This window comes from uncultured Planktomarina sp., from assembly GCA_943788425.1.
Taxonomy (GTDB): domain Bacteria; phylum Pseudomonadota; class Alphaproteobacteria; order Rhodobacterales; family Rhodobacteraceae; genus Planktomarina.
Genome location: CALSQF010000008.1, coordinates 1 through 15,817 on the forward strand (window position 1 = coordinate 1; position 15,817 = coordinate 15,817).

17 protein-coding genes are annotated in these 15,817 nt (G+C 55.7%); 1 reads left to right on the forward strand and 16 read right to left on the reverse strand.

The window, feature by feature from the left end:
- Positions 1 to 144 precede the first annotated feature (144 nt).
- The 15 genes from ABLW18_RS08595 to ruvC form a co-directional block, all read right to left on the reverse strand.
- The gene (locus tag ABLW18_RS08595) at positions 145 to 1,821 is read right to left on the reverse strand and encodes a formate--tetrahydrofolate ligase (RefSeq protein WP_347824410.1); all 1,677 of its coding nucleotides are present in this window, start codon (positions 1,819 to 1,821) and stop codon (positions 145 to 147) included.
- Between the two features lie 292 nt (positions 1,822 to 2,113).
- A complete protein-coding gene (locus ABLW18_RS08600; RefSeq protein WP_347824411.1) occupies positions 2,114 to 2,716 on the reverse strand; it encodes a sulfurase in 603 nt (200 codons plus the stop codon).
- 55 nt (positions 2,717 to 2,771) lie between these two features.
- Entirely contained in the window at positions 2,772 to 4,694 is a 1,923-nt protein-coding gene (gene ftsH / locus ABLW18_RS08605) for an ATP-dependent zinc metalloprotease FtsH (RefSeq protein ID WP_347824412.1), read from the reverse strand.
- 96 nt (positions 4,695 to 4,790) lie between these two features.
- Entirely contained in the window at positions 4,791 to 6,011 is a 1,221-nt protein-coding gene (tilS, locus tag ABLW18_RS08610) for a tRNA lysidine(34) synthetase TilS (protein ID WP_347824413.1), read from the reverse strand.
- Complete coding sequence (locus tag ABLW18_RS08615; RefSeq protein WP_347824414.1) at positions 6,008 to 6,796, reverse strand: tol-pal system protein; 789 nt, start codon at positions 6,794 to 6,796, stop codon at positions 6,008 to 6,010. Before ABLW18_RS08615 ends, tilS begins: the two co-directional genes overlap by 4 nt.
- A complete protein-coding gene (gene pal, locus ABLW18_RS08620) occupies positions 6,796 to 7,299 on the reverse strand; it encodes a peptidoglycan-associated lipoprotein Pal (protein ID WP_347824534.1) in 504 nt (167 codons plus the stop codon). Before pal ends, ABLW18_RS08615 begins: the two co-directional genes overlap by 1 nt.
- Positions 7,300 to 7,349: 50 nt before the next feature.
- Entirely contained in the window at positions 7,350 to 8,672 is a 1,323-nt protein-coding gene (gene tolB / locus ABLW18_RS08625; protein ID WP_347824415.1) for a Tol-Pal system beta propeller repeat protein TolB, read from the reverse strand.
- The gene (locus ABLW18_RS08630; RefSeq protein ID WP_347824416.1) at positions 8,669 to 9,799 is read right to left on the reverse strand and encodes a hypothetical protein; all 1,131 of its coding nucleotides are present in this window, start codon (positions 9,797 to 9,799) and stop codon (positions 8,669 to 8,671) included. The genes tolB and ABLW18_RS08630 overlap by 4 nt, the downstream gene beginning before the upstream one ends.
- A gap of 6 nt (positions 9,800 to 9,805) precedes the next feature.
- Complete coding sequence (gene tolR / locus ABLW18_RS08635; RefSeq protein ID WP_347824535.1) at positions 9,806 to 10,264, reverse strand: protein TolR; 459 nt, start codon at positions 10,262 to 10,264, stop codon at positions 9,806 to 9,808.
- A gap of 15 nt (positions 10,265 to 10,279) precedes the next feature.
- Positions 10,280 to 10,954: a protein TolQ gene (tolQ, locus tag ABLW18_RS08640; RefSeq protein WP_347824417.1), complete on the reverse strand. Its 675-nt coding sequence runs from the start codon at positions 10,952 to 10,954 to the stop codon at positions 10,280 to 10,282.
- A 91-nt stretch (positions 10,955 to 11,045) separates the two neighbouring features.
- On the reverse strand, positions 11,046 to 11,435 hold the full coding sequence (locus ABLW18_RS08645) for a YbgC/FadM family acyl-CoA thioesterase (protein ID WP_347824418.1): 390 nt from the start codon (positions 11,433 to 11,435) through the stop codon (positions 11,046 to 11,048).
- Positions 11,432 to 12,034, reverse strand: coding sequence for a hypothetical protein (locus tag ABLW18_RS08650; protein WP_347824536.1), 603 nt, complete (start codon positions 12,032 to 12,034; stop codon positions 11,432 to 11,434). The genes ABLW18_RS08645 and ABLW18_RS08650 overlap by 4 nt, the downstream gene beginning before the upstream one ends.
- 116 nt (positions 12,035 to 12,150) lie before the next feature.
- Positions 12,151 to 13,200 (reverse strand): Holliday junction branch migration DNA helicase RuvB, encoded by a 1,050-nt coding sequence (gene ruvB, locus ABLW18_RS08655; protein WP_347824419.1) that lies wholly within the window; start codon positions 13,198 to 13,200, stop codon positions 12,151 to 12,153.
- On the reverse strand, positions 13,197 to 13,871 hold the full coding sequence (gene ruvA, locus ABLW18_RS08660) for a Holliday junction branch migration protein RuvA (RefSeq protein ID WP_347824420.1): 675 nt from the start codon (positions 13,869 to 13,871) through the stop codon (positions 13,197 to 13,199). The genes ruvB and ruvA overlap by 4 nt, the downstream gene beginning before the upstream one ends.
- The gene (gene ruvC / locus ABLW18_RS08665) at positions 13,868 to 14,374 is read right to left on the reverse strand and encodes a crossover junction endodeoxyribonuclease RuvC (protein ID WP_347824421.1); all 507 of its coding nucleotides are present in this window, start codon (positions 14,372 to 14,374) and stop codon (positions 13,868 to 13,870) included. Before ruvC ends, ruvA begins: the two co-directional genes overlap by 4 nt.
- 277 nt (positions 14,375 to 14,651) lie before the next feature.
- On the opposite strand from ruvC, the gene ABLW18_RS08670 reads away from it, so the two are divergent.
- On the forward strand, positions 14,652 to 14,855 hold the full coding sequence (locus tag ABLW18_RS08670) for a DUF1127 domain-containing protein (protein ID WP_347824422.1): 204 nt from the start codon (positions 14,652 to 14,654) through the stop codon (positions 14,853 to 14,855).
- A gap of 83 nt (positions 14,856 to 14,938) precedes the next feature.
- Here the strand turns inward: ABLW18_RS08670 and ABLW18_RS08675 are convergent, their stop codons facing one another.
- A complete protein-coding gene (locus tag ABLW18_RS08675) occupies positions 14,939 to 15,811 on the reverse strand; it encodes a 50S ribosomal protein L11 methyltransferase (RefSeq protein WP_347824423.1) in 873 nt (290 codons plus the stop codon).
- Positions 15,812 to 15,817 lie beyond the last annotated feature (6 nt).

Consider the following 15,817-nt stretch of genomic DNA (forward strand, 5'->3'; position numbering starts at 1 on the left):
GCTCACCTGCCCGCGCACCTGCGCCGCGAAGGCCTTGCCATCAATCAACTGTGCAGTCATCTATCATCTCCCAAACCCAAAATTTCTGCCTTCAAATCGGAAACCCAAAGGCGCATCCCCGCATCCAAAGGCGCGGGGACGTGCTTAGAACAAGCCTTCGATTTCACCCGCATCATTGAGCATGATTGTTTCGGCAGCTGGCTTGCGCGGCAATCCCGGCATGGTCATGATTTCGCCGCAAACCGCTACAATAAAGCCAGCGCCGGCGGAAAGGCGCACTTCACGAACCGGCACTGAGTGGCCCACAGGCGCACCGCGCAGATTCGGATCCGTGCTGAAGCTGTATTGGGTCTTGGCCATACAGACGGGCAAGTGCCCATAGCCCTGCGCCTCCCAATCCTTCAACTGATTGCGGATCTTTTGATCCATCAAAGCCTCATCGGCGCGGTAGATGCGTTTACAGATGGTTTGGATCTTTTCAGCCAGCGGCATTTCATCTGCGTAGATCGGCGCAAAATTGGCCATATCCGAATCTGCAACCTCCGCCACACGTGTGGCCAAGGCTTCAGCGCCCTTGCCGCCAAATTCCCAATGTTGCGAAATAATTGCTTCGGAGCCTTGCCCGGCCACAAAGTCTTTTACCGCTTGCACTTCAGCCTCAGTATCGGTGACGAAATGGTTGATTGCGACAACCACAGGCACGCCAAAACTCTTCAGGTTTTCGATGTGGCGTCCCAAGTTCGGGCAACCAGCTTTCACCGCGTCCACATTCTCAACGCCAAGATCAGCCTTCGCGACACCACCGTTCATTTTCATCGCTCGAACCGTCGCCACCAGCACCACAGCGGACGGCGCGAGCCCCGCTTTGCGGCACTTGATGTTGAGGAATTTCTCTGCGCCCAAGTCGGCACCAAATCCGGCCTCCGTCACCACGTAATCACAAAGCTTCAGAGCGGTTGTTGTGGCGATCACCGAGTTACAGCCGTGGGCAATATTGGCAAATGGACCACCATGCACAAAGGCAGGGTTATTTTCCAAAGTTTGTACTAGGTTAGGCTGCATCGCATCTTTCAGCAGGACGGTCATCGCACCATCTGCTTTAATGTCTCGTGCAAAAACCGGGCTGCGGTCACGACGATAGGCCACGATCATATCACCGAGGCGTTTTTGCAGATCGGTCAGATCTTTGGCCAAACAAAGAATGGCCATTACCTCCGAGGCAACGGTGATGTCAAAACCCGCTTCGCGTGGGAACCCATTGGACACCCCACCCAAAGAGGTTGTGATCTGGCGCAGGGCGCGGTCATTCATATCAACAACCCGGCGCCACACCACGCGGCGCGTGTCGATATCAAGCTCATTGCCCCAATAGATGTGGTTATCGATCATCGCGGACAAAAGACTATGCGCCGAGGTGATTGCGTGGAAATCGCCAGTGAAGTGCAAGTTCATATCTTCCATCGGCACGATTTGCGCGTAGCCGCCCCCGGCTGCGCCACCCTTCATACCGAAATTCGGCCCCAAAGAGGCTTCACGAATACAGACCATTGCCTTCTTGCCGATGCGGTTCAAACCATCGCCAAGACCAACGGTGGTCGTGGTCTTACCTTCACCCGCTGGCGTTGGATTGATGGCGGTCACCAAGATCAACTTGCCATTCTTACGGTCTTGAACGGAATTGATGAAAGACTGGCTCACTTTGGCCTTATCGTGGCCGTAAGGCAGAAGATCTTTGCTCTCGATTCCAATCTTTGCGCCAATGTCCTGAATGAGGGCTTTTGAAGCACCGCGTGCAATTTCAATATCCGATTTATAGCTCACTTTACGTCTCCAATGTGACCGCTTGATCAAAGTATACCGTTGCATGTACCGCGATCTGCGACAAAGTAGCAGAGTAAATCCGACATTTGCACTCGCGTGTGCGGCAGCCAATTGACCTCTGTGGGGTTCATTGGAAACCCGTGCTACAACTTTGAAATTTTTTTGCTAACATTTAGGGACATTAGTAGGACACGTCTTTGAAACGAGACATTTTCATTTTGCATATCATAATGCTGATTGGTGCCGCAGACCTTATTCTTTGGATCACTTAATCCAATCCAGCTATGCAGGCCTATAAAAAGCGCATTTGTCCGTCCGCCTGCCAGGCCCGTTGCTCTGGGCAATGCAGGCGCAGCACATCGCCCAAGACCAGGTCGCCGGGGCGCTCGACCCATGCGGTCACGCCGCGCTTGCCCTTTGCATGGGCTTTAAACGATTTCCCCTGCCCTGGCAGATCCCGTTCAATGGTCATGCCGACTTGGTGGCAAGGGTAATTTTGCATATCCACCACCAGGGTCGTGCCTTGCGGTGCCTGGAGCCGTGAAGACGGCGGGAGATGGGAGAAATCTGGGCATCCTGACAGCACCATCGTTGCCCCCAGCCACTGGGGATTGAAATGCGCAAGCCCCATGTCGCGCGCAATCTCATCAATTTCTTCCTGACTGACGATGCTTAGCTGCCGAACATTGATGATCTCCGTGCCACACGGATGCTGTTGTAAGACACGGCTGTCTGAAGCACGGGTCCGCCCTAGATGCGCAGCACCGGTAACCCCGTCCCAATCCAAGTCCAGCCTTTTGCGCGGCTCTGTCTCGATTTCAATGTCGCGCCGATGGGTAACCACGCCCAGCCAAGTAATGGTGAGATAAACATTTGTTGCGCGCAAAACAGGCATAGCTGCGCCTCCTTAAAAAAGCCCCCGCCTTTGTATCTGGCAGGGGCTCAAAGTCTTAGGCCGTGGGCTCAGGTTCCATCCCGCCGCTGCCACTGCTGCCGCTCGGCTTCTGCTTGGTTTTGGGCACTGCCGTCACCGATGGTGTGCCGCCAGATGTCGCGCTGTCATCCTCATCACCATCACGGTCAAGGCTCTCGCCCTCCATCACCTTTTTGATTTCTGCTCCGGTGAGGGTCTCATATTCCAAAAGACCCTGCGCCAAATTCTCAAAGCGCTCTTTATTGTCAAGGATGGTTTTCATGGCCAAATCATAACCATTTTGCACAAAGCTGCGCACCTCAGTTTCGATCAATTCCTTGGTAGCCGCCGAGGTCGACAGGCCGGATGTCCGGCCAGAATAGCCTTCCGCCGCTTCGGAATAGTCAATATTACCAACTTTATCGGACATGCCCCAACGCATGACCATAGCCCGCGCCAGATTAGAGGCCTGTTGAATATCGCCTGACGGGCCATTGGACACCTGATCTTCGCCATATTTGAAGATCTCAGCTGCTTTACCCGCCATGGTCATCGCCAACTCGTCATGGCACTCGTCTCGGTAGAAGTTGAGGCGATCCATTTCTGGCAAGCTCATTACCATACCGCCAGCGCCGCCACGGGCAATGATTGTGGCTTTATAAACAGGTTGGCATTTTGGCAGAAGCGAACCCACCAGAGCATGACCGGCCTCGTGATAGGCTGTTTTCTCCAATTGTTCCTTGGTGCGCACCATGGAGCGCCGCTCCGCGCCCATAAGGATCTTATCCTTGGCTTTTTCAAAATCTTCCATAGTCACCAAACGGCGCCCAATACGCGCGGCGGCCAGTGCCGATTCATTTACCAAATTGGCGAGATCCGCACCCGAGAAACCAGGGGTACCGCGGGCAATGATCCGCAAATCCAAATCAGGGCCCGTCGGCAATTTGCGCGCATGCACGCCCAAGATTTTCTCGCGCCCTCTCAGATCCGGACTGGGAACAGTTACCTGCCGGTCAAAACGCCCCGGACGCAGCAAAGCCGGATCAAGCACATCTTTGCGGTTTGTCGCCGCCACGATAATGATGCCCTCGTTGGCTTCAAAACCATCCATTTCAACCAAAAGCTGATTGAGTGTTTGCTCACGCTCATCATTTCCACCGCCGTAGCCCGCACCACGCGCCCGGCCAACAGCGTCGATTTCATCGATAAACAAAATGCAGGGCGCATTCTTCTTCGCCTGCTCAAACATATCGCGGACCCGGCTCGCACCGACGCCCACAAACATCTCCACAAAATCCGAACCAGAGATCGAAAAGAAAGGCACGCCCGCTTCACCCGCAATGGCCCGCGCAAGGAGGGTCTTACCCGTGCCCGGAGCGCCTTCCAGCAAAGCCCCTTTAGGAATTTTACCGCCCAATCGGCTAAATTTTTGCGGGTTCTTCAGAAAATCAACAATTTCTTCCAGCTCTTCTTTGGCTTCGTCAATGCCAGCAACATCGTCAAATGTGACATTGCCCTGCTTTTCGGTGAGCATCTTCGCGCGACTCTTGCCAAAGCCCATAGCTCCGCCCTTACCACCGCCCTGCATCCGGTTCATAAAATAGATCCACACCCCAACCAGCAGCATGATCGGCAGGAGCGACAACAGAATCGATTGGAACATTGAAGTTTCTTGCGACGTGGCAGCAACGCTCACGCCTTTAGACACCAAAAGATCGCTGATCTGCGCATCACCTGGAACGATTGTGACATATTCCGTGCCATTTGGCCCAGTATAAGTGACCGTTTCACCATCCAGCGTTGCGCGGCTGACTTGCCCATTTTCAACCGCCTGAACAAAGTCAGAATAGGTCGTACTGCGGCTCGAGGCTGTACCTGCATCCCCAGAAAACAAACGAAACAACATCAATAGCAAGATGAACAATACAAACCAAAAGGCGAGGTTGCGTAGATTACCCAAGGGAAACTCCTATTAGAACCGCAATGTGTCGACACGGTATAGCGTCGGACTTTGACTTAAGATAGACATCATACCGCTTTATTCAATGGGTTACTATCATTCCCAGGGCGGTGAAACTACCTCAAGCATATCTTTTGGGCCAAAATGCGCCATTGGTGCGGCCAAAAGGGTTTTCCCTTGCCACAAAGACGGGCTGGCCAAAAGCGCTAAACGCGGACGACCACTCTCCCGCCACTCCGGGCATTGCGCGAGACCAGAGGGGCCAAGCGCCCGAATTTCATATGATTTCTTACATTTTGTGATGGATACCCGGCCATCCCAGGGCGCGCCACCCTGGGCCACCAAACCCTCAACCACAGAAAACTCCCGAGAAATGCGCAGTACATTCTCAGGCTGCGGTATTAGGACACATCCGTGCAGAGTTTCGGTTTTTTTTGCGGCAATAGCCCTAAGCAGCGCAGAATTTCGGGGCCTGTAGGGCTTACCGCTAATCCAATTAAGGGCATCCGACACCATGCGCTCGACATATTCGCGCGGCAAGCTGCTCAATGCTACCCGATCAAAAAGCACATCGGTGACATCAATTTGCGCCACCTGGGGCCAAAGGCCTCGCACAGAATACTCCAGAGCCTCTTGAACGTAGCCCATGCGAGTTGCGGTTTTGGCCAGCCGAAGGCTCGTCAATCCAAGCGCATCTAAGTCCGGCGCCGCCTGACGCATGCGCACGCGCATGAAGGCTGGATCTTCATTGCTTGGATCATCGCACCAGCCCTGTCCCTGTGCACGCAGGAAAGCTTGCAACTCCACCCTGGAAAACTCAAGCAGCGGGCGCAGCCATTCCATACCTCGCTCTGCCCAGCGCCCACGCATCACGCTGAGACCATCGACTCCAGAACCGCGTGCCAACCGGATTAAAAAGTTTTCCGCCACATCAGTCTGGCTATGCCCCAAACAGATACAGCTGCACGCCAGATCCCGCCCCCAAGCGGCCAGCGCATCATAGCGCGCGCTTCGGGCGCGCGCTTGCAGATTGGGTCCCGTTGGCAGATCGCTTACAGTCAACGTGCTATGGGCTACGCCCAACTTGGCGCAGAGCGCGCTCACCCATTGCGCTTCCTCCTTTGCTTCAGCCCGCAACCCATGGTCGACAGTCGCGGCGCGCAAATGCGCCTGAGGCATGGCGGCACGCAAAGAAAGGAGCAGCGCCACAGAATCAGATCCTCCCGACACTGCGACCCCAATCACTGCATCTTTTGGCAGCTGCGCAAAGCGCTCCGCGCTCTGCGATAGAATATGATGAGGCAGCTCCAAGCTCATGAGCAGGACAGTTCAGCCTCGGCCAGCTTGGCATCCGCTGCAACCTCCGTCTGCGCATAGCGATACTGAACTTCACTGAGCGTCAAACAGCCCTCTTGTGCATTGCCCATGCGATGAAATGACAAAGCAAGATGATATAGAGCCGAGGGCGCGACCTCATTGGCCTCATCCACGGAATAGGCCTCTAAATAGGCCCGCGCTGCCAGACGAAACTCCGCACTATCCATATAGGCATGTCCCAAAAGCAAATGCGCCCGCTGCGTCAGCGGCCCAATGGGAAAGGCCATAACAAATTCTTTGAACATTTGCGCAGCGCTGCGGGTGTCGCCCGACAGCAACATATCATTTGCCGCATCAAATTCAGCTTGCTCCGAAATCGTTAATATCTCACCGGTCAGAACCAAATCCAATCCCGAATCCTTATCAGATCCGAGCGGGAGTGTGGCGCCCAATTGCGTCACCTCACAGCCCGGCTCCATGGCGCAAATGCGCGCCTCAAGCAGGGCAATCCTTTGAGTCGCATCCCGGACAATAGCGGAAATGCGATAGGCCAGCTCTTCTGTCTGGCCCGTTAAACGCTGCAACTCATTTTCAATCGCAGCTGTTCGATCCAGCAACGCCCCGTCATTTGCCAGAGCACCCATTTGCGTGGCGGTCAACTCCAAGCTCAGGCGTTTGGTTTCATACAATAGACCCGCAAGGTCTTGACGCATATCCGCCAAACTGTCGGCAGAGGCGGGACCAGACAGCCCCGCGATCAAGAACAATACGCGGCCCAGTTTCATCAGCTCAAGCTTTGGGTCAAGATAGTGACTGTCCGGCGATTTTTCTCATAGCACCGCTCAGAACTGCAAATTTCCACCGGCCGCTCCTTGCCGTAGCTGCGGGTCTTTAGGCGTAGGCCTGAAACGCCGCGCGCAACAAGGTATTCCTGAACAGATTGCGCCCGCCGGAAGCCCAGCGCCAGATTGTATTCGCGCGTCCCCCGCTCATCCGCATGGCCTTCCAATACAATGACATATCCGGGGTTGCTGAGGAGCCACTCCGCCTGAATGTCCAATGCGGCCTTGGACAAGCTGTTCAATGTAAACTCATCCACATCAAACAACACCGTATCGCCAACTGAATTTTTGAAATAGGCTCGAGAAGCTGGATCGTTCAAATCCTCAGAGCTGATGTCAGTGTCATTCCAACCGGACCCACCCTCAAGTCCTGCTGTGTTGTACCCTCCATTTGTATCAGCGCAGGCCGCGAGGGTCACCATAGCCGCGAGGGCCAGATACATCATTCTCATGTTGGTCTCCTTTCACAGAAACATAGCATCATCAGACCCCCACCCTAAGGCAGGACGGGGCCCCAAGAGGGATCAGAAGCAGGGCTGCGCAGGTTCATGGCGCGCAGGTTCCTACCAGAAATATCGACCGAATACAGGCTCGGCGCACCCTTTGGCCCCTGAGTTTCGCGGGTAAACATAATCACCCGCCCATTGGGAGACCAGCTGGGCCCCTCATCCAAGAATGAGGCCGACAAGAGCCGTTCTTCACTGCCGTCGGTGCGCATTACACCAATTCCAAAGCGCCCGTTGCTTTGCTTGGTAAAGGCGATCAAATCGCCACGCGGGCTCCAGACCGGCGTACCATAGCGCCCATTTCCAAAGGATATCCGCTTCGGCGTGCCGCCCGTAACCGGCATAACATAGAGCTGCTGCGTGCCGCTGCGGTCACTTTCAAAGACAATTGAGCGCCCATCAGGGCTAAAACTTGGGGCCGTATCAATGGAGGGGCTCGACGTCATCCGTGCCGAACGCGCGCTGTCTAACTCCATGAGATAAATATCAGTGTTGCCACCCTGCTCAAAGGAATAAACCACCCGCTTGGCATCGGGTGAAAACCGCGGTGAGAAAGCCATACCATTGTCCGGTGTCGGCAGGCGCTTGCGCGCGGCGCTGCTCACGTTGAGCTGATAGATCTGCGGAAAACCAGTCTCCCAGCTGGTATAGAGCACCTGCTTGCCATCTTTCGAGACGCGTGGTGCGAGAACAGTATTCTCGTTGCCAGTCAAAAATTGCAAATTTTCGCCGTCATAATCCATGATGGCCAAACGCTTGAGCCGTTGGTCTTTCGGGCCAGACTCAGAAACGAAAACGATTTTGCTGTCGAAATATGGCCCCTCACCAGTGATGCGCGTATACACTTGATCGGCCACCTTATGGGCCATGCGGCGCACAGCTTTGGTGCTGCCGCTCAGCTGCATACCGCTGCCCAGCTGCACGCCCGAATAGATGTCAAAAATGCGAAATTTGACGGTCAGCCGTCCAAAGCTGTTAGTTTTAACCGCAGCAGTGACCAAAGCCTGCGTATTGATGGCGCGCCAATCAGGATAGCGCACAGGCTCATCAAAGCTGCTGCGCTGTGCGATAAATCGGCTTGGCGGCACTTCGCGGAACAGTCCACTGCTGGACAAATCTGTCGCCACAATGCGCGACATTTCTGTGGCAATCGTCACCGCCTCAATATTTTCCGCTTCGAACATCGGAACCGCAAAGGTAAGAGGCTCAATCACCCCATCAGTGATTTCAATTCGCAAAGGACCATTTTGCGCCATGCCCGTACCTGTCCACAGGGCAAACGCCAAAACACCAAAATAGATCAATCGCTTCATCGCACTCTCATTTTCTCTGGGTTAAATGTTAATTCCACACGCCGCCAAGTTGCATATTGATCTTTCGGCAGTTCAAATCCCTGTGCGCCGCATCCTCGTATCGCACGCAGCGCGGTTTCAAAAGCCCGCTCTGCGCTGATGTCATCTCCCCCCTCATAGCCAAGCATCTTGATGCTGTTAGCCACGGGTTTTGCGTCAAGTGTCAGCTCCACCTCCACCACTACAATCGTCGACAAGGCCGCCGATGACAAGGCTCCAAGGTTCCAACATTCTGCAACCGCCAGCTGCATACCACGAATATATTGTTCTGCCAAAGGTGCCGCTGCGGATTCCGCCCCCCCAGGGGCGGCATCATCAGCCATCAGTGCTGCGTTCAAAGCCGCTGTTACCGGATCAATTTGTGACCCTTCAAGCTCTGATTCCGATGGTTCGGGCGCGATCACAGCGCGCGGGGCCGGCCGAATGCGGGGCCGCAGCGACCGTTCTGGCGCATTGGCCGTTACCGCCGGGGCCGCAGAGGGTTCCTCCGCCTCTGTGACAATTTCAGGGGCCGCGGCTTCGCGGGCCTGTGCCTCCTGCTCCTGCGCCACTTCCGCCGGAGCGTCTTGTGGGGACGCCGCCACGCGGCTCTCGGCACCCAGGTTCATCTCCACGTCAGGTGCATCAATGGCGACGGGCGCGATCCTCTGCGCGGGGCGTGGCTTTGGCGGCAGGCTGGTTTGCAGTGGCTTCTGCGCGCTGTCATCCACAAGAGGCGCCTGCAGCTCGACGGGTGGCAAGATCATCACATCTTGCACAGGTGCAACCATTTCGGGCCGCCGCAAAGGCAGGGCATCATCTGTTGAAATTGGAGTTAAGTTTTGCGCCAATTGCGCGGGAGCGCCATCCACCTTTGGCGCGCTGGGACCCGCGGCAGCCTCCGCAACCAGACTCGCCTCTGCACTCGGAATTTCAGTGGAAATCTCCGGGCTGCTATCGTTTACCATAATGTCAAACAACTCAGAAGAGACGACAGAAACATCTGCAAACTTAATCTGAGGCGGCTTGCGGGAAAAATCCCCGTTAGACAAAAACCAGCCCATTAAACCGAGATGGAGGGCGAAGGAAATATAGCTGCCCGGCGACATGCGACCCTATCCACCGGAGCCGTCAAATGCTGGACCACCCAGATCTGTGACCAAGCCGATATTGCCGAAGCCGGCTGCGTTCATCGCTCCCATGACCTGCATCACCCGAGCATAGGGAATGGCGCCATCGGCCCGCAGAAAGACCTTATCATCTGCACGCTCCTGTGCGATGCCGCGCAGACGGGTCAAAAATTCCGTCTCTAGCGTTTCGGTTGTCTGTATCACAATTGCACCCTCAGCCGTGAGTGTGACGGTCAATGGCTCCTCTGATTCACTCGGCAAGGCACCGGCAGCAGTTTTGGGCAAATCAACATCTACCCCAACTGTCAGCAACGGCGCCGCCACCATAAACACGATCAGCAAGACCAACATCACATCCACGAATGGCGTGACATTAATCTCAGCCACAGGCCGGCTGCGCCGGCGCTGGCGTCGCCGACCGGAGCGCTCCTCCGCCATATCCATCTTGATAGCCAAGGCTCAGCCTCCCAATTGGCGCGACAAAATGGTTGCAAACTCGTCCGCAAAGGCTTCATAGCCCGCAGTAACCCGATCGCAGCCAGCGCTGAGATGGTTGTAAAACACCACCGCTGGGATCGCAGCCAAAAGCCCGAGGCCCGTAGCCAAAAGCGCCTCGGCGATCCCCGGCGCCACGACCGCTAAATTGGTATTTTGTTGCGCTGCAATTTCGATAAAGGCGTTCATGATGCCCCAGACCGTCCCGAACAGTCCAATGAAGGGCGCCACCGAGCCAATCGAGGCCAAAATTGCCAATCCACTTTGTAAATCATTCGATTGCTTGCCCAAAGCCACATCCATGGAGCGCTCTATCCGCGATTGTGCCCCGGCAATCAACACCCCATCGCTGCGATGAGAGCGCCGCCATTCGGTCATTCCGGCCGTAAAAATCAGCTCGCTGCCGCCTTTTGGCACAGCGCCGATTTTGTCATAGAGCTCATCCAGCGGCTCGCCAGACCAAAAGGCCTTGTCAAACTTAGCAGCCCTACGCCGCGCCAGGTTCAAAGCGATGCGCTTGTTAATCGCGATGGTCCAAGACCAAATTGACAGGCCAATCAGCAACACAATCACCGCCTGAACTGGTAGTGTCGCACGTGAAAATAGGGCCCAAATCGAAAAATCGATTGCTGCTTCCATGTGAATGCCTCTGCTTGTGGCTCTTTGACCAAGTTTTGCGCAACTGTAGCGAAAAACCTTACAAAAAGCCAAGCATTCGCTGCAATAGTTTTTAGGGGTTAGAATTTCGGCGGAGTTCTGCCGGAAGACGGGTCGGTTTGCCCGCCTCCGTCAGGGCCACGATCGTCACTTCAGCGGTAAAAAGCACCTGCCCCGCGCGCTGCACCTCTTGGTGCAAGATCCATCGTGCTGGAGTGGATGACCATCGCTGGCTCACAACCTCTAACAAATCCCCCAGCCTTGCGGGAGCCAAGTACTCTGCCTGAATGGCGCGTACGGCGAAAAACACGCCACCTGCCTGAAGCGCTAATTGATCCACTCCCAGTTGCGCCACCCAAGTCGAACGCGCCCGTTCGATGAACTTTAAATAATTGGCATAATAGACGATACCGCCCATATCCGTGTCTTCGTAATAAACAGTTAATTCAAACCTATGGCTCATTGAGCCGCCTCAATCCGCGCAGCCAATCGCAGCGTATGGCTGGCATCATTGGCGCGCGCCGGCATCACCGGATCATAGCCCGCGCGCAGCAAGGCGGCAATCTCAGGTCGCATGACTGTGGTGCCATTGTCCAGCACAGCCAGAGGCGAGCGGTTTTTAAACGCCTCTTGTGACCACAAGAACATGGCCTGCACCGCCTGCGACAACGCCAGGCTATCGGCCCCCAGTTGTTGCAGGGCCTCATCGACGCGCAGAAAGACGAAACAAGCCTGAATTGCACCCTGATCGTCAAACCGAAAAGCGCGATATTGATTGGCCTGCGCGGCAACGAGGCGATCCACCACGTTGTCCAAATGCGGGATCATCTGATCGAGATCTGGCACGGCGCGCAATTCTTCCCAATCGGAAAAAAAGAACATCATCAGATTGCTGCCCAATTCCGGATCCAATTCATCGGTGTGGTGCCCCGCAGCGATACACACGGCCTCAATTGCCGACTTCATGATGACCAAAGTCTCGTCCTGCACGCCAAAAACCACTGGGCAAATCGGACGGCCCCAGCGGGCAAAGACATAGCTGTCGTCGGTCCGGGTGAACATGCGTTCAATCTCGCTTGCCGTTAACACGAGCCAATCCTTCTATTGCCACAAAACGCGCGCCCCTCATAACGCTCTACAGGGTGTTTGGCTAGGCTCAGCAGCCAGGCGCGTTGCGGCTATTCAAACAGCTGAGCCTGAGACGCCGGCTGCGGCGGCGCCATACCCAGATGCGTCCAAGCCTTCTGAGCCAACATACGGCCCCGCGGGGTGCGCTGTATCAAACCTTTTTGCAACAGATACGGCTCAATCACCTCTTCCAACGCATCACGGCTCTCTGACAGGGCCGCAGATAGAGTTTCAATCCCCACCGGGCCACCCACATAATTCTCCGCAATCAAACGCAAATAGCGGCGATCTGCGCCATCCAACCCCAGATAATCCACACCCAAACGGGTCAGCGCATGATCAGCGATTGCTTGGGTGATACGCCCATCTCCTTCCACAACTGCGAAATCCAGAACCCGGCGCAGCAAGCGCCCGGCAATGCGCGGCGTGCCACGCGCGCGTTTGGCAATCTCCCGGGCGCCTGCATCATCCGCTGGTACGCCAAGGAGTTTGGCGTTGCGCGTCACAATCTGGTGCAACTCTGCATCTGTGTAAAATTCCAAGCGCGTCGGGATACCGAACCGATCACGCAGAGGTGTCGTGAGCAGACCCAAGCGCGTTGTCGCGCCGACGAGCGTGAAAGGCTGCAATTCTATGCGCACGGTACGCGCCGCCGGGCCCTCTCCAATCACAAGATCCAGTTCAAAATCTTCCAAGGCCGGATAAAGAATCTCTTCCACCACAGGGTTAAGGCGGTGAATTTCATCAATAAACAACACATCGCGCGCCTCAAGGTTGGTCAAAATCGCGGCCAAGTCCCCCGCTTTGGCCAAAACCGGCCCGCTGGTCATACGGAAATTCACACCCAATTCGCGCGCCATAATCTGCGCCAAGGTGGTTTTGCCAAGACCCGGCGGCCCGTGAAACAGCGCGTGGTCCATAGCCTCGCCGCGCTGCCGCGCCGATTGAATGAAGACATTCAAATTGGCGCGCGCCGCCTCTTGTCCGATAAACTCACTTAGCCCTTTGGGCCGTAAAGCCTTGTCGCCATCCTCCACAAGCCGTTCGGGCCGCAAGGTCGGATCAGGCGCGGCGGAACCGCTGTCCCATTCGGCGATCATATCTTAGGCGCCATTTTCTTGAGTGCCGCACGGATCAAGCTTGCAGAATCCACCCCTCCCATTTCGCCACTTAACTGCGCCACAACCGCCGCCGCTTCCCCTGGAGCATAACCCAGATTGCTCAAAGCCGACAAGGCATCGGCCTGCGCCGAGGGGGACGCAGCGGGCGCGGGCTTTGCCGGAACGGCAGGCCCTGCGCTCTCTATCACCGCTGCCTCCTGCACATCATCCTGGTGGATCTCAGCCGCCCCATCCATCATGGCCATAACGGCCGGCACCTTATCTTTCAGCTCGATCACCACCCGTTGTGCGGTTTTTGGTCCAACACCCTTTGCCGCTTTCAAAGCTGTCCAGTCACCCATTGCGATGGATCGGCTCACCCCATCAGGCCCCAAAGCCCCGAGGATCGCCAGGGAGGCCTTCGCCCCAATCCCTTGCACAGACATCAGCAATCGGTGCCACTCCTTTTCGACCAGAGAGGTAAAGCCAAACAATTGCATAAGATCTTCACGCACCAATAAATCCGTGTAGAGCGCAACAGCCTCACCGACAGGCGGTAAAACCGCAAGGGTGTGGTCGGAACAATAAACCATGTACCCCACGCCACGCACATCTAGCATGACATGATCGCTGGCTTTATAGTCTACGCGCCCTGACAGTTTTCCAATCATCCACTTGCCCTTTGCAATGCGGCCTGAAAATGATTACCCGCTTGGATATGATGCGCGTGACAAATGGCAATCGCAAGCGCATCTGTTGCATCGGGCCCAACCAATTGCGCACCCGGCAGTTGCAAAGAGACCATATGCTCGACCTGCCGCTTGTCCGCGTGCCCCACGCCCACCACCGCTTTTTTCACCGCGTTGGGCGCATATTCTCCCACCTCCAGCCGAAACTTCGCAGGCACCAGCATCGCAATTCCGCGCGCCTGGCCCAATTTCAACGTCCCCGCCCCATCGCGGTTCACAAAGGTTTGCTCCACGGCCGCATGACTCGGCTCATAGCACTCAATCACCTCAGACAGCCCGTTAAACAGCGCCAATAAGCGCCCAGCCAAGGGCCCCGGCAGGGTTTGACATTGACCATTGGCCACATGCCGCAGCTTGCTGCCTTGCACATCCACAAGCCCCCAGCCTGTGGAGCGCAAACCCGGATCAATGCCCAATACCCGCATAGAATTGCCCCTCGCAAATTCGTGTTGTGCCTTAATTAGCACGAAACGCGAACATCTGAAAAGCAGTCATTTCGATTGTGGCGCAAATTTCAGCGGTACTTAACCCCAATTTTGAACAAAGACCTCTTAAAAACAGAACCCTATATCTCCAAAAAGGTATGCAAAAATCGCATATCGGTTATGTTGTTTTTCCCAGTAGCCAAGACCTCGTAGCGCGCCTAAATGCCCAGCATAAAGACACACACCCCCGGCATCATTTTCCGAAAGGACGTCCCCAATGGCATTTCTTGACACATCCCGCAGCTCCGCAATGTCCTCATCTCGCACAATCCTTGCAAATTTCGCCGCCGCCGTCTCCACAGCCATTATACGCTGGAACGATGCGCGCGTCACACGCAAGGCCCTGTCACAACTGACATTGCGTGAACTCAATGACATAGGTTTGGCAGCCGGTGACATCGAACGCATCGCACGCCGCTGATACACGCCTACCATCGGGAATCATGCCCGATTTCAAAACGTCGCGCTGATCTCAGCGCGTTGTTTTGCTTTCGAGCCTGAAGGCTACTGGTGCCGGCGCAGCGTCAAAGCGCTCCATTCTCCGAGATCTTCGCGGGTTTGCAAGTCGAAACCCTGCGCCTGATAGGCCTCAACGATATCCTCGGCTTGCTCAATCAACAGCCCCGACACAATGGCCAGGCCGCCAGGTGCCAGGTGCGCCGCCATTTCAGGCGCCAGCTCAATCAGCGGGCCTTTCAGGATATTTGCAAAAATAAGATCAAAAGGTGCGCCTGCCTGCACCACAGGCGAGTCAAAGCCAATGGCCTCAACACAGCCCACCTGGCCCTCCAACCCATTGGCTTTCACATTGGCAAGTGCCACCTCGACCGCCACCGGATCAATGTCACTGGCCAGAACAGACGCCGCGCCCACACGGGCGGCAGACATGGCCAAAACGGCCGTACCGCAACCGAGATCAAGGACATTGTCGAACCGCTGCGCATCATCCAACAGCCGGTCATAGGCTCGCAAACAGCCTAGCGTGGTCCCGTGATGCCCGGTGCCAAAAGCCATGGCCGCTTCGATCAACAGGCCAATACGATCCTCAGGTAAAAGCGCGGCATCATGGCTGCCATAAACGAAAAATCGCCCAGCCTCGACTGGCGGCAATTCGCGGCGCACTTTGGCAACCCAATCTTGATCCGGCACTACGGATACGACAAAGGGCCCTGCTCCAAAAGCGGCCGACAACAAAGTCAGATCAATATCATCGGGTGCATCGAGAAAATACCCACCCACTTCCCAAATGCCCTTGCCGTCTTCAACTTCAAATACCCCGACCCCAGTTGGTGCAGGCTCCAGCTCTTCAAGCGCCTCTCCCAGAGCTTCTGCTTGAGATTTACCGGGCAATGTCGTCAGGGCGGTGTAGGTCAGCACGGGTCG